The 12,213-nt window shown below is 33.1% G+C and carries 12 protein-coding genes and 1 pseudogene; 4 read left to right on the top strand and 9 right to left on the bottom strand.

Going from position 1 to position 12,213, the window contains the following annotated elements; all coding sequences use genetic code 11:
- Nucleotides 1-226: 226 nt before the first annotated feature.
- From AAHM86_RS07135 to AAHM86_RS00990, 4 genes are all read right to left on the bottom strand, one after another.
- Entirely contained in the window at nucleotides 227-436 is a 210-nt protein-coding gene (locus AAHM86_RS07135; protein ID WP_410521566.1) for an AAA domain-containing protein, read from the bottom strand.
- 48 nt (nucleotides 437-484) lie between these two features.
- Nucleotides 485-1,087, bottom strand: coding sequence for an AAA domain-containing protein (locus AAHM86_RS01000; protein WP_342267963.1), 603 nt, complete (start codon nucleotides 1,085-1,087; stop codon nucleotides 485-487).
- Between the two features lie 456 nt (nucleotides 1,088-1,543).
- Complete coding sequence (locus AAHM86_RS00995) at nucleotides 1,544-1,861, bottom strand: hypothetical protein (protein ID WP_342267962.1); 318 nt, start codon at nucleotides 1,859-1,861, stop codon at nucleotides 1,544-1,546.
- Between the two features lie 91 nt (nucleotides 1,862-1,952).
- Nucleotides 1,953-2,762 (bottom strand): hypothetical protein, encoded by an 810-nt coding sequence (locus AAHM86_RS00990; protein ID WP_342267961.1) that lies wholly within the window; start codon nucleotides 2,760-2,762, stop codon nucleotides 1,953-1,955.
- Between the two features lie 136 nt (nucleotides 2,763-2,898).
- On the opposite strand from AAHM86_RS00990, the gene AAHM86_RS00985 reads away from it, so the two are divergent.
- Entirely contained in the window at nucleotides 2,899-4,095 is a 1,197-nt protein-coding gene (locus AAHM86_RS00985; RefSeq protein WP_342267960.1) for an IS3 family transposase, read from the top strand.
- Nucleotides 4,096-4,262: 167 nt separating this feature from the next.
- On the opposite strand, the pseudogene AAHM86_RS07130 reads toward AAHM86_RS00985, so the two are convergent.
- From AAHM86_RS07130 to AAHM86_RS00970, 4 genes and pseudogenes are all read right to left on the bottom strand, one after another.
- Nucleotides 4,263-4,430 (bottom strand): annotated as a pseudogene (locus AAHM86_RS07130) (DNA cytosine methyltransferase); the annotation flags it as partial.
- A 12-nt stretch (nucleotides 4,431-4,442) separates the two neighbouring features.
- Nucleotides 4,443-5,189, bottom strand: a complete 747-nt coding sequence (locus tag AAHM86_RS00980) for a DNA (cytosine-5-)-methyltransferase (protein ID WP_342267959.1) — start codon at nucleotides 5,187-5,189, stop codon at nucleotides 4,443-4,445.
- A gap of 16 nt (nucleotides 5,190-5,205) precedes the next feature.
- On the bottom strand, nucleotides 5,206-7,767 hold the full coding sequence (leuS, locus tag AAHM86_RS00975; protein WP_342267958.1) for a leucine--tRNA ligase: 2,562 nt from the start codon (nucleotides 7,765-7,767) through the stop codon (nucleotides 5,206-5,208).
- A 38-nt stretch (nucleotides 7,768-7,805) separates the two neighbouring features.
- On the bottom strand, nucleotides 7,806-8,330 hold the full coding sequence (locus tag AAHM86_RS00970) for a DUF3576 domain-containing protein (RefSeq protein WP_410521469.1): 525 nt from the start codon (nucleotides 8,328-8,330) through the stop codon (nucleotides 7,806-7,808).
- Nucleotides 8,331-8,847: 517 nt separating this feature from the next.
- On the opposite strand from AAHM86_RS00970, the gene AAHM86_RS00965 reads away from it, so the two are divergent.
- The 3 genes from AAHM86_RS00965 (at nucleotide 8,848) to AAHM86_RS00955 (ending at nucleotide 11,283) form a co-directional block, all read left to right on the top strand.
- On the top strand, nucleotides 8,848-9,474 hold the full coding sequence (locus tag AAHM86_RS00965) for a dioxygenase (RefSeq protein WP_342267957.1): 627 nt from the start codon (nucleotides 8,848-8,850) through the stop codon (nucleotides 9,472-9,474).
- Between the two features lie 183 nt (nucleotides 9,475-9,657).
- Nucleotides 9,658-10,353 carry a TlpA disulfide reductase family protein gene (locus tag AAHM86_RS00960; protein ID WP_341755976.1) on the top strand — a complete coding sequence of 232 codons (696 nt, stop codon included), beginning with the start codon at nucleotides 9,658-9,660 and terminating at the stop codon, nucleotides 10,351-10,353.
- A 3-nt stretch (nucleotides 10,354-10,356) separates the two neighbouring features.
- On the top strand, nucleotides 10,357-11,283 hold the full coding sequence (locus AAHM86_RS00955) for a S49 family peptidase (protein ID WP_342267956.1): 927 nt from the start codon (nucleotides 10,357-10,359) through the stop codon (nucleotides 11,281-11,283).
- A 93-nt stretch (nucleotides 11,284-11,376) separates the two neighbouring features.
- Here AAHM86_RS00955 and AAHM86_RS00950 read toward each other — a convergent pair whose 3' ends face one another.
- On the bottom strand, nucleotides 11,377-12,147 hold the full coding sequence (locus tag AAHM86_RS00950) for a cytochrome c1 (protein WP_410521565.1): 771 nt from the start codon (nucleotides 12,145-12,147) through the stop codon (nucleotides 11,377-11,379).
- Between the last annotated feature and the right edge of the window lie 66 nt (nucleotides 12,148-12,213).

Here is a 12,213-nt window from a genome sequence, read left to right as displayed (position 1 = left end):
ATACTCTTCCTGCGAAAGCAGGGGTGATATCACCCCTAATGGTGGTGATTACTTGAGCCTACTATTAATTTATTACATAGATACTTGAGGTTATTATAAATTAATATAGAACCGTTTCAAACGGATTTTGCATAAAGTTATACAACATTTAAATCTAAAAATCTAAAGTCAAACGTTAAAAACAACTATCAATTAGCAACAAGTTGAAGCTGATGGGCTGAACACATCAATGTATTCTGCAGTCTAGTTCTCTGAATACTCCTGTTTCTTTCCATAAGCTCTTATTTCCTATAACATAGATAACTTCTTTAGCACGTGTAACTGCTACATTTAAGATATTAGGAGATTTACCTGCCCATATCCGAGTTTTATTTTGGTTTGGTGCTTGAGCCCCTAATACTAGAATTACTGCTTCAGCTTCTCGTCCTTGTACAATCTTTAATTTATATAATAGTTCAACTACCTTTTTTCCTTCTTCTAGACACTATGTATCTAGTGCTTGACCTTGAATATCAAACCACATAGAAGGACCAAGACAGTTACGTATTGGAGAATTGTTGGGACTCTTTGCTTGTACCATTGAATTTCCGTAGGCAATTGCATTGGAAATACTAAACATAGAATCTGCACAACGCCTATGAACCAATAAAGGTACACTGACTAAACGACTTCCGTCTTTGGTATTAAATTCCGAAAAATATGAAGTTACAGTATCTGATAGGGTTTGAACTGATGCTTTTGGTGCATTAAAACGATTTGGGTCTACCAAAAATTGTTCACAGATACTTTTTGTTAAATTGTTAGGCAACGTAACCACTGGTTCTATCTGTAAAGGATCACCTGTAACTATAGCATGTTTTGTTCTCATTATAGCTCCTACAGCGGCTTGCGGTAAAGCCTGCCCAGCTTCGTCAATAAGAAGCCATCCAAAAAGAGAATTTGTAGGAAGATCCTTTAACATTCTTCCTACAGATGCAAAAGTTGTTGATACACTAGGTACTACAAGGAAAAAAGATGACCATAAATCTGGCAAAAGTTCCACGGTTTTTTTATCTATTTCACTAGAAGAGCCACCAAAATTTCTCATCAGAACTCCAAGATTGTGACGTAAAGGTTTTGCTGCTGCATCTATAAAAGCTTTATGCAGCTTTATAGCAGAAATAAATACCTCATCGCGTAAGGATTGTGTTTGCGTGTCACACCATGGGGAAACTATATGCCTTTCTTCATGGGATTTTGAAAATAAATTATTATCAATAAAATGAGATCCAAGTTTGTTAGAAAATCTAGGTACAATTCTTTTTACATAATCAAAATGAACAAGCTTTTGGCTTTCTTTATGGGCGATCCTTTGCCCTTCTTTTTGCCAAGCACGAAATGAAGGAGTATTTAGAATACACCAAATAACATGTGGTTTTGATTTATAATGTTCTAATAAAAGTTCTTCTAACGTTTGCCCCTGTTCTGATCCGCTTTCTAGATTTGCTAAATCTTGAACTAGATTTTTTATTTCCTATAATTAAGCAAGTCTAGTTCGGCTTGCTTATAATACATGTTTAAAATCTGTACTAGCTTGTCTCCAACGTCTTAAAGCATCACTGTGATTATGTGTGGGATCACTTTCTTCAATAATTCTCGGTTTTCTACGTTCAAGGATTTTGCCGGTTTTTGGATCTGTAATTTCAAATATCTGTGGTATTCCGCTTGCTTCTGCTAAATATGTTAAAAGCCCAAGATCATTATTCCACAAAAAATTTTTACTAAAATTATTACAATTAGCAATATTTCCAAGTACTGCTGAAATCAAACCCCAACTTTTGCATCCAAATACTAAATCAGATAGAACTGTAAAATAACGCAAATCATTCGCATCGTTTGCAATAGCTTTTAAACTAGGTAATTCAGCACTAATATTTTCAACAGCCTTATTGTTAGAGGATGCAATTAATATTTCAAAACCTTTTAGACTCTATATCTAATTTATAAAGATTTAACCAACTCTGTCCCGTTTTTATTTTGTGTCCTGAATCGGTAAAAGCTTTTTCAGGATCAGCAAACTTCAGTAACGCTTCTGCTCGCTCTGTAACTAATTTTGCAACAATATCACGTAATAAAGTTGTTTTTCCTGTTTCTGGTGGTCCACTAATTGCAAGAATTCCACTGTCTTTTAGTTCAGTCATGGATAAATTAACTACAGCCTGTTGAAGTAATAATAAAGGATATCGTCCTAATCCAGGCCATCTTGCTGTAGGAATGTTTTTGGGAGAAAGAATATTTTGTAAAACAGAAGTATCTAGGATATTATAACGCTTTAATGGGATATTCACACCTAAATACTGCAAGAGGTTTGTTTGAACATTTGGCTTTTGAATTAAACTACTAGCTTTAATTAGATCATTTAGGTAAAAGCTGTTAAGTAGTAAAGTTTTAGTAGGGGTATCTTTTTTACTTGATTCATAAGTTTTGATAGCAAATTGTTTATTTACTAGTATTTCTGCTGGTATCTCAAAAGTATTAGTAAGGTAATTAAGAGCCTCATCTATTACTATTTTATTCAAGGGAAGCTTTTGACCATTTTTATCTCTTTTACACAAGATTGTTTCAAGAGCTATTTCGGTATCTTTTTCAGTTGATGACCATTTACCTAAGTTTTTAAGATTTCCTTTTAAAGCTTGAGGAGCACCCCATGCAAAACTTGAAATATTAACAGAACTGTCGTTTTTAATAAGATGGCCATATTGATCTACAATAATTACACCCATAATGGCTTCCCCTGATACATATTTTGCTTCTACATTTGTGTCACCATACTATAATGGACTGAAGAAAATGGACAAAAAAATAGAGTTAAAAGTTTCCTAATTAAGATAAAATAATAAGAAAAAATTAGGAGAAAAAATGACAAAAGAAAAAGCAAGAGTTTTTAGTGCTGAAGAAAAAACTAGGATAGTATTAGAAGTGCTGAAAGAAGAGAGTCCATTATCAGTGATAGCATCAAAATATGAGATAAACTCCAAGACAATTAGTAATTGGAAGAAACAATTTATATCAAATACGGCATTGGCGTTTGAACCAGCAAAACTAGTAAGTAAATATCAGGAACAAATTAATATGCTGAAAGAACAAAATGATGAATTAGCGAAAACTCTTGGAAAAACAATAGTAGAGAGAGATTGGGCTGTGGGAAAGCTACAAAGCTTGGACTTATCAAATAGAAAAGAACTTGTCGATTCCAAGCTAGCAATGTTACCAAAGACAAGGAAATATGAATTATTAAAGATTAATCGTTCTTCAATGTACTATAAAGCAAAACCATTTAGTGGGTATAACTTAAATATTTTAAATAAAATAGATGAAATATATACTGATAATCCTGAATTTGGTTATCGTTATATCCATAGACAATTATTAGAAGATGGCTTGGTTATTGGTAAGGATCGGGTTCTAAAATATATGAACATGATTGGCATAGAGGCTATTTATCCAAAGAGGAAAAAGTTAACATCTGGAAAAGATAAACAGCATAAAATTTATAGTTATTTGCTTGATAAATATTGGTCTAATCTAGGTACAAGTAAAACTGTAGATGTACCTAACGCTAACGAGGTTTGGAGCAGAGATATCACTTATGTTAGAACTAATTCGGGATTTATGTACATGGCGGCAATTATAGATTGGCATAGTAGAGCTGTGTTGAGTTATAAATTGTCAAATAGTATGGATGTAAGTTTGGTAACTGAAGTATTGCATGATGCACTTAACAAATATCCTGCACCGCAGATATTTAATAGTGATCAGGGCAGTCAATATACTAGTCATGAACACATTGAAATTTTACAAGAGCATAACATTAAAGTTTCGATGAATAGTAAAGGAAGAAGTATTGATAATATAATTATGGAGAGATTTTTCCGAACTTTAAAATATAATTGTATATTTATTAATGATTTTAAAGATGTTAAAGAGCTAAAGAGTGGTATTGATGATTACATCAATCACTATAATTATAGAAGATTCCATTCAAGTATTGGTTACAAAAAGCCTATGAATGTCTATCTAAATTCTATACAAAATTATGAACAAATTGCAGCTTGAAAAATGCAAAAATGGGAAACAACATTATTATTTTTTTGTCTTGATTTTTCAGTCCAGTATCTTCATAAAATGCTTTCTCATTAATTTCTGAATAGGCATTTTCTGCAATTGGCATATTGGTTTGTAATTTAAGTACTAAACCCACTGCCTACTCAAAAGCTTTGCCATTATTTGTCTGCGTAGCCATTACCCCCCAAATCTTCTCTAATTGATTTGGCTACCCAATATGCTAAATTTACTGGTACAGCATTACCAACCATTTTATAGCCATTTCTGATATTGGTATAAATGAACTCATAATCATCTGGAAATGTCTGAATTCGTGCACATTCTCGAACGGTTAATCTTCAATATTTGTTTTCATAACCAAGAGCGAACTTTCTCAACTCTTGTCCGTCAACTTTTATCATTTTAGGAGCTTGCGGATGAAATGGAATGTGCCTATCTGTTGCTAAAATAGTAAATGATTGCTCATCCCAACCTCGCACTCGATTTCTCGACATAAAAATTGGGGAATAACCAGAATTAATTAGCTCATGATTTTTAACTTTTTTGGTTGTTCCAACTTTTAGATCAGCTAGGTCACCTATCACCTGTTTTAAAGTAACTTTGTTTCCCAAAGGTTTAGGAAACTCAAATTTTTTGTTCAAAGATTTGTGATAGCCAATTATAAAATTTCTTGAATGGATTATTCCATGAACATTTTCTGCAACAAAAAACTTTGGTTGTACATGTCTAATAATCCTTATATATTCATGAAATAATTGACCTCTTAAATCGTCAATTCCACGCTTAGCCCCAGCTTCTGACCATGATTGACATGGCGGTCCACCAATGACACCAGTTGCACCAAATGGAATATCTTTATTTGGAATATCCAAAATAGAACGCCCATCAAACTTTGATTCAGGAAAGTAGTTTTGATAAGAAGGAGCAATTGTTTTGTCATATTCATTTGCCCAAATTATCTTGAACCCAGCTTTTGCAAAACCAATATCCATACCACCTGCACCGGCAAATAACGAAACAAGCGTACTGTCTAACGCAGATTCTTTTTGTTTCGGTGTTTTAACAGTAGCATCTTTTATTAACATTTTCTTTCATCCTTATTCACACCACGATATTTACTATTTTCGAGGGTATTATGATAAATTTTTTAGGTTCTTTGCCACTTAAATGTTTTTGTATCTCGGGTAATTGCATTACCATATTCTGAATCTCAATATTACTCGTTACATTAGCAAATTCGTGCGTAGCCCTCAGTTTACCATTAACTTGAATGGCCATAGTATAAGATTCTAGTTCTAAGAATGATTCTTTGAAAGAAGGCCAAGGGGTTTGATATAATCTTTCCTTATTGCCTAATTCTTGCCAAATTTCCTCTGTAATATGTGGAATAAATGGGTTAAGTAACTTAATCAAGATACTAAAACCCTCTTTAACGCTATCAATATCAGCTTCCTTACCCTTAGATATTTCATCTGACAACGCATTAAATAGTTCCCGCATCCTTGCTATGGCTTTATTTAGCTTAAACTCCCTTATCTCGCTGGTAACATGTTTGATAGTGTGATGAGTAAGCTTTGTTAGTTTATTATTAGCACCCCCCGTTATTTCACTATTAATTAGTATTTCTGCCATATTTTCTAACTTACTAACAAAACGAGAACAACCTTCAAGACCATTTGCCGACCATTCAAAATCTTTCTCTGGCGGACTATCGGAGAGAACAAATAACCTAATAGCATCAGCACTATGGTTGGTCAATATTGACTCTAAATCCACGACATTCTTTTTGGATTTACTCATTTTTTCTATTCGCCCTTGAAATACTTCTTCTCCATTATTCTTATTAACCCACTTATCAGATTGTTTTATTACCTCATTTGGATAAAGCCAATTATTATTCGCATCTCTATAGGTAGCATGTAAAACCATGCCTTGAGTTAGTAAATTAGTAAAAGGTTCACGAATGCTGAGATAACCTTGTTCGTTCATTACTTTCGTAAAAAACCTAGAATAAAGAAGGTGCATTACTGCATGTTCAATTCCACCAATATACTGATCAACAGGTAACCAATAATCACAAGCTTGTTTGTCAGTAATATCTTTTGCTGCCACGCTACAATAACGGGTGAAATACCAAGAAGATTCAAAGAATGTATCTAATGTATCGGTCTCACGAATAGCTTGTTTTTGGCATTTTGGGCAATTAGTATGTTTCCAAGTAGGATACCAATCAAGAGGGTTGCCATGTCCAGAGAATGTAACATCGCTTGGTAAAGTTATTGGCAAGTCTTTTTCAGCTACTGGCACAGCTCCACAATCCGAGCAATAGATTATTGGAATAGGGCAACCCCAGTATCTTTGTCTAGACACGCCCCAATCTTTCAGGCGATAGTTAATAGTACGTTTGCCCAAACCACGCTTCTCAAGTTCTTCTATAGATTTTTGTTTAGCATTTTGGATGGCAAGATTATTCAAAAAATCTGAGTTGATCATGATACCATCGCCAGTGTAAGATTCCGAGTGTACGTCTATTGGAACATCCTTATTAATTACTACTTGCTTTATTGGTAATCCCATTTTCTTTGCTAATGCATGATCTCTTTCATCATGGGCTGGGCATCCAAAAACCGCTCCAGTACCATAATCCATTAGTACAAAATTTGTTATTACTACAGGAATAATAATTGTAGGATCAAATAGGTGAATAGCAAAAAGGTCAGTAAATACCCCTTCTTTTTCAGCTTTATCTATTGCAGCATTAGTGTGTAATTGTGAACATTTTTCAATAAAAGATAGCATATCTTTGGTTTTATCAACTAATTGCTCTATTATTGGATGGTTATAGGCTATTGCAACAAAACTAGCTCCAAAGATAGTTTCTGGTCGGGTAGAAAACACTTCTATTACACTGTCATTCCCGCCTACGCGGGAATCTAGCTCTTCACCTTCGCGAGGATGACATAAGGAGGAGCGTATTTTAAAACTAAAATTTACTCCTTCCGATTTGCCTATCCATTTTTCCTGCATAGATTTAACAGAATCAGGCCAAAAATCCAATTTCGAAATTTCATTTAATAGCTCCTCAGCATAATTAGTAATTTTTAAAAACCATTGTTTTAAATATTTCTTCTCAACTAAAGCACCCGAACGCCATCCACGACCATCTACTACTTGTTCGTTAGCTAAAACAGTATTATCTACAGGATCCCAATTGACTAAAGATTTTTTTTGATAGGCTAAACCTCTCTCATAGAGTTCTAAAAAGAATTTTTGTTCATGCTTATAATAATCTGGATCACAAGTTGTTATTTCTCGTGACCAATCATATGAAAAGCCAATGGATTTTAGCTGATCTCGCATAGTTGCGATGTTTGAATAAGTCCAATCTTTAGGATTAGAGTTATTATTGATGGCAGCATTCTCTGCTGGCAAGCCGAAAGCATCCCAACCCATAGGGTGTAATACGTTATAGCCTTGTGATTTCATAAAACGAGCTATGCAATCTCCGATAGAATAGTTACGTAAATGCCCGACATGAATCTTTCCAGAAGGGTAGGGTAACATTTCAAGTACGTAATATTTAGGCTTGTCGATATCGTTTGTTGCAGCAAAAGCTTTTTCCTCAAGCCAAATTCTTTGCCATTTCTTTTCAATATCTCTCATAATTTGTATCGTAAACTATCCTTATTGTAGCAAGTATATCATTCTTTTCTTTCAGCACTAATATATAATTCTCTAGATTTTCTTAAAATTTTATCTTCTATGCTATTAGCTAGGTCCGAAGTAGTATGATTGTCTAGCCAATTACCATTTTTAAGTGTTTGTTCAAATATTTTTACTTGGATGGCATCCGGACTAATAACGTTATCTTTAATAAAAATATTTATTTTAAATCGAAAATTTGTTTGTCCTTTTGGACTATACCATTCAGTAATAATGACTCCACCGACTGAATCGGTTGAAGCAAGAGGCACAAAACTTAAAGTTTCTATAGAAGCTTGCCATAAATATTTATTAACGTTACAGCCTACAGTTTTGGTAGATTCATTTTTGATTCTACTTGGTCTAAATACCAAGCCTTCTCCTCCAACTATCGACCCCATTTCATCCATCTTTCTTTCTTGCACAGTTTTGGGATAGTCTCCATTCCTTGCAATTGTGGCAGTTGGAAAAAGAAATAAAGCTAACATTGTGCCAATAATAGTTTGTTTTAAGTGTGTTTTCATAAATAATTTTATTTTTTTACTATTTCAAGTAGTTTAGCTTTAGTGTACCATAAGAACCACGTGATGTAAAGGATAGCCCTGTTCTTTAAATTAACAAAATAAATATAATGTAACCTCAATTTCGGATTAATGAAATTAATCCGAAATTGGAATGAGAATGTAAACAATCAGGCTTAAAGCGGTTTGACGCCTGATTGTTAAATATTTCATTTGCTAATAATCTTATTTTTATTGGTATAAAAATAAGATTATTAGCGATAATAGATTAAAATGTATTTATAGAAGTGCTTCAAGAATGTATTTTTCTGATATTATAGCCAGTTTTGGATTAAAATTAAAAATTTTAATCCAAAACTGAGGTTAATATAGTTGTAAAAGAATAAAGGATACGATAATTTAAATCTCTATAAGAAAATGTAGAATATCCATCTTCTAATAGAAGTTACGTGAATTTGGGATAAGAATTAACTAATTCTTATCCCAAATGGGGTAAGTTATTAAACATAAATGGTAAAAAATGAAAAATTTGTTATTTTTAATCTGTTTGTATTCCACTATTGCTATAGCCAGTGAATCTAAGTTTTACCCTAATAAGCTTAATTGTTGTAAGATCAGTAAGAGTGCAATGAATGATTACGAACCGGAAGAATTCCAATTATCCAATAACTTACTTAGAAAGACAGGACAACAAGCAGTCTATCGTGGTACAAAAATTATAGTAAAGGGTAGATTATTAGACCAAGATTGCGTTCCAGTAGCAGATGCAAAAATATATTTATGGCAGGTTGGAAGTGACGGAAAATATCCATACATACCACTTCGTACTCGTATCAATAAAAAAATGCTAAACCTTGTAAGTAAATCAAGTTTTACCGGATCTGGCATTGCTACTACTAATAATAAAGGAGAATTTTATTTTATTACTATATATCCTAGTGGAATTTTGCGTGAAACGCCTAATGTAAACATTAGAGTTGACCACCTAGTTCTTGGACAGCTACAAACAAAGCTATATTTATCTAATTCAAGGGTTAATTTAGAAAATTGCGGAGAAGTTAGTCATGCTTTGTCTACTGCACTAGATGGCATTAAAACGTATGAATTTGACGTAGTAATGTCGGGACGAACTTTCAAAAGATATTAATGTTTTGAGTTTTCACACCCTCCGCAACAATCTTCTGCAACTGGATTTTCTGAAGGTGGGTTTTCTAATGGTTTTTTTAATCCACAAGAAGTTAAGATTAAGCAGCTTAATAATATTAGAGGTAAAAAAATATTGTTTTTCATGATGATCAATAAATTAATTGGAAATATATTTGTTATTTATATGCATATTAGAAAATATAGTAAACGATTTTTTTTGATTGTAACATATTTGTTGATCAGCACTAATAGTTTTGCATTAGATCAGATCAAATCAGGTGTTAAAATGCTTGATTTATCTAGTGTTCCTGATACGGTGGTTTTCTTTGATGATAAAGGAGAAAAATATTCTCTTGATAATTTTGAAGGAAAAACGATATTATTGGTATTTTGGGCAACATGGTGTGCATCTTGTATTAAAGAAATGCCGGATTTAGATGTATTGCAAAAAGATTTTAGAAAGTTGCCATTTGCAATAATCCCTGTATCACAAGACTATCAAGGAATAGAAATTATCCAAAAATATTATAAAGATTATGATATAAGATATCTGCCAATTTACCATGATTTTAAGAATCAACTATTTAAAGCTTTTTCAATAGTTGGTCTACCAACTGCTATTCTAATTAATCCAGATGGAAAAATGTTAGTAAGTTTTGTTGGTACTATTAATTGGTATGATGAAGAAATTCGCAATATTATTTTGTCAAATATTCCTGGAAACCACCCAGAACCTAAAAATAGTTACCGGGAACAAACGCTTAATCAACCGGTTAATAAACAGTTAAAGGCTGAAGAGCAGGAAAACAAAGATGAAAAACCAAAAATACAACAGAATAATGAGGAAAATAATGCTTCTAAAAACGATAATAAGGAGTAACTAATGTACATAGAACATAATAAAAGTTTAATTGCTGAGGCAAAATTTGATCAGGTAATTGCTAAACGTCAAATAGGTAAGTTAGAGCAATTACTTTCATTACTACCTAGAATAGGTTCTAAGGCATCAAAGCCGGTAATTGCTGTTCTTCGCCTTAGTGGGGTTATAGGTAAAGTAAGCCCAGTAAAATCAGGGCTTAGCATAGAATCGCTACATGAGTTAATTGACAAAGCTTTTGAGATCAAAAATCTTAAAGCTTTGTGTTTAACTATCAATTCTCCAGGTGGTTCACCTGTACAATCTGAACTGATTAGTAAACGTATAAGATCATTAGCTGGGGAAAAGAAAATACCAATTTATAGTTTTGTAGAAGATGTAGCAGCATCTGGTGGATATTGGCTTGCTTGTATTGGTGACCAAATATATGCATCTAAGAGTTCAATTATTGGTAGTATAGGGGTGGTTTCGGCTGGTTTTGGTTTTCCTGTGGCTATCAATAAGCTTGGAGTAGAAAGGAGGGTTTATGCAGAAGGTAAAAATAAATCTATTCTCGATCCATTTCAACCAGTGCAAGAGGAGGATATTGCAATTATTAAGCATATACAAAAACAGATTCACGGGCATTTTATAGATTATGTTAAAGAGCGTCGTATTGGTAAGTTAACGCAAGAAGATGATATTTTATTTAATGGAGCATTTTGGTCTGGGGAAACTGCTGTTGATTTTGGTTTAATTGATGGTATAGATGATATGTATAGTTTCATAAAACAGAAATATGGTGATGTAACTATTAAATATATATCTGCTAAACAATCGTGGCTTAAGAAGAGGTTGGGTATGGTAAGGCAAGATTTCGTGCAAGAATTCTCTGATACATTGATTGAATCGGTAGAGAATAAGATTACTTATGATAGGTTTAATATGCGGTAATTTACGCGAATTCAGGATAACTAGGTTCTTATATCTTAAAACATGTTATAAGTAGTTATAACATGTTTTAAGATATAAGAACCTAAAGATTTGTTATTTATACTCTTCTGTTTCTAGATTCTTCCAAATTCTATTTTTAGAGATATAGAAGAAAATTATAAAAATTACTAAGAACATCGTCACTTTCAAACCCATGGATTTACGGTTTTCCATTTCAGGTTCAGCAGCCCATTGTAAAAATATCGTAACATCCATAGCCATTTGTTCGACTGATGAGTTTGTCCCGTCTATATACTTTACTTGTCCATCTGACAAAGGAGCTGGCATGGCAATCTGACTATGTGGAAAATATGGGTTGTAATTTAATCCTGGCATTAGTTTAAAATTTTCAGGAGGATCACTATAACCAGTAAGTATAGAATATAAATAATTTGCTCCATCAGGTCTTGCTTTGATAATCAACGATAAATCAGGTGGGTCTGCTCCATTGTTAGCAGCTCTTGCTGCTTGTTCATTAGGGTAGGGACGAACAAATGGATCGGAGGGTAGGGCAGGTCTTTCAAACATTTCTCCTGTATCATTTGGACCATCTTGTACAGTATAATTTTTGGCTATTTCTTTAATTTCTTCATCTGAAAATCCTAGCTCTTTAAGATTACGGTAATATAAATTATAAAGACCATGACACACGCTACATACTTCTTTATATACTTGGAAGCCACGCTGTGCAGCTTTCCTATCAACGCTAGCAAAAACTCCATCAAATGGCCAAGCAATCTTTTTTGTAGGTAATGCATCGTTATTGGCAGTGACAATATTTGATATTAACAAAATTAACAAACACAGGAAAAATTTGATACTAATGTCATTGCGAGTAGGCATAAGCCAACGAAGCAATCCATTCCTAATCATTCCTTTGGATTGCTTCAT

Origin of the sequence: Candidatus Tisiphia endosymbiont of Empis tessellata (assembly GCF_964031035.1) — a bacterium.
Lineage (GTDB): Bacteria > Pseudomonadota > Alphaproteobacteria > Rickettsiales > Rickettsiaceae > Tisiphia.
The sequence above is the reverse complement of the archived record's forward strand: the minus strand, read 5'-3'. Positions and strand labels throughout refer to the sequence as shown.